Raw genomic sequence first — 2,015 nt, forward strand, 5'->3', positions numbered from 1 at the left:
CAGCCTGGCCACTTCGACCGCGCTGCCGGGTGGCAGTGATGACGTTTTCGCCGCGGCACTGGCCACGAACACGGATTGCGGCGCTTCGCCGGCTTCTGCCTGGTCATTGGCTTCGGCGGCATCACCTTCGGCGTTTTCGATCAGGTTGCCGTTTTCGTCACGTTCGCGACGATGACGGTTGCGACCGCCACGACGACGACGACGACGCGGCTCGCTGCCGCCTTCGGCAGTTTCTACGCCTTCGACGCCTTCAGCGCCTTCGACCTGTGCGGCATCGACCTGGGCGGCCTGCTCATCATTGGTCAGCGCCACGGCACCCGCGGCCACGCCTGCGGTAGCGGCGCCGGCTGCCAGTGCGACTTCCAGCGGCAGACCTTCCTCGGTCTTGGCTGGATTGCGTTCGCCACGCGGGGCGCGCGGTTCACGTGGTTCACGTGGTGTACGCGGTTCACGACCTTCGCGCACTTCACGACCCTCGCGGGCTTCACGCGGTTCGCGTGGTTCGCGGGGTTCACGCGCTTCATTGCGACGGGCTTCCTTCGGTTCCTGGCCTTCCCGTGCCTCGCGCGGTTCGCGGCCTTCCTTGGGTTCGCGCGGGCCACGCGGCGGACGGGCCTGCTTGGCCTCGGCGGCTTCGCCGGCCTTCAGTTCGACGGCGGCCGGGCCGCGGGCGGCGCGTTGCTCGCCGTTGCGCTCACCACGCTCGCCACGTTCGGCGCGCTCACCACGTTCAGTGCGCTCGCCACGGTTGCGGTTGCGGCCATTACGCTCGCCACCACGGCCACCACGTTCGCCTTCGCGCTTGGCAGGGGCCTTGGCTTCGACGGCGGCCGGGGCTTCTACCGGCGCTACCGGCTTCTTGCGGAAGAAGGCGAAGATCTTGCCCAAGAGACCGGATTCCGGTGCCAGGGTCGGCGGCGGTACGGCGGCGGCCACCGGTTCCGGGGCCTTGCGTTCGACGATGGGGGCCGGCTGGTCGGGGGTGATGCCCTTGACCACGGCTTCCTGGCGCGGACGCACTTCTTCCTTCTGGCGCTGGCTGTAGCCGATGTCGGTATCGGCTTGCTCGGCCATGGTGTAGCTGGCTTGGGCGTCGTCCAGGCGCGGATCGTCGTGCTTGATCCGTTCCATCTTGTAGTGCGGGGTTTCCAGGTGCTTGTTGGGGATCATGATGACGGTGACGCGATGACGCGTCTCGATCTTCAGGATTTCGCCACGCTTCTCGTTCAACAGGAAGGCGGCGACGTCCACCGGCGCCTGCACGTGGATGGCGGCCGAATTTTCCTTCATGGCCTCTTCCTGGATGATGCGCAGCACCTGCAGGGCGGAGGATTCGGTATCGCGGATGTGGCCGGTGCCGTTGCAGCGCGGGCAGGTCACGTGGCTGCCTTCGGACAGCGACGGGCGCAGGCGCTGGCGCGACAGTTCCATCAGGCCAAAGCGGGAGATCTTGCCCATCTGAACGCGGGCGCGGTCGTGGTGCAGGGCGTCCTTGAGACGGCCTTCCACTTCGCGCTGGTTCTTGGAATTCTCCATGTCGATGAAGTCGATCACGATCAGGCCGCCCAGGTCGCGCAGGCGCAACTGGCGGGCCACTTCATCAGCCGCTTCGAGGTTGGTGTTGAAGGCGGTGGTCTCGATGTCGCTGCCACGGGTGGCGCGCGCCGAGTTCACGTCCACCGACACCAGTGCTTCGGTGTGGTCGATCACGATGGCGCCGCCCGAAGGCAGCGGAACGGTACGCGAGTAGGCGGTCTCGATCTGGTGTTCGATCTGGAAGCGCGAGAACAGCGGCACGTCGTCGCGGTAGCGCTTGACGCGGTGGACCATGTCCGGCATCACGTGGGCCATGAACTGCTGGGCCTGGTCGTGGATGTCGTCGGTGTCGATGAGGATTTCGCCGATGTCGGGCTGGAAGTAGTCGCGGATGGCGCGGATGACCAGCGAGGACTCCTGGTAGATCAGGAAGGCGCCCGAGCCGGACTGGCCGGCGCCTTCGATGGCGCGCCAGAGTG

Annotated in this window: 1 protein-coding gene; it reads right to left on the minus strand. The window is 66.8% G+C overall.

Features of this window, described 5'->3' with window-relative positions; genetic code table 11:
* The coding region (locus I5W_RS13510) for a ribonuclease E/G (protein WP_044529620.1) at positions 1-2,015 on the minus strand (2,015 nt) is incomplete at both ends.

This window comes from Herbaspirillum sp. B65, assembly GCF_000333555.1.
In the GTDB taxonomy this organism is placed as follows: Bacteria; Pseudomonadota; Gammaproteobacteria; order Burkholderiales; family Burkholderiaceae_D; genus Herbaspirillum; species Herbaspirillum rubrisubalbicans.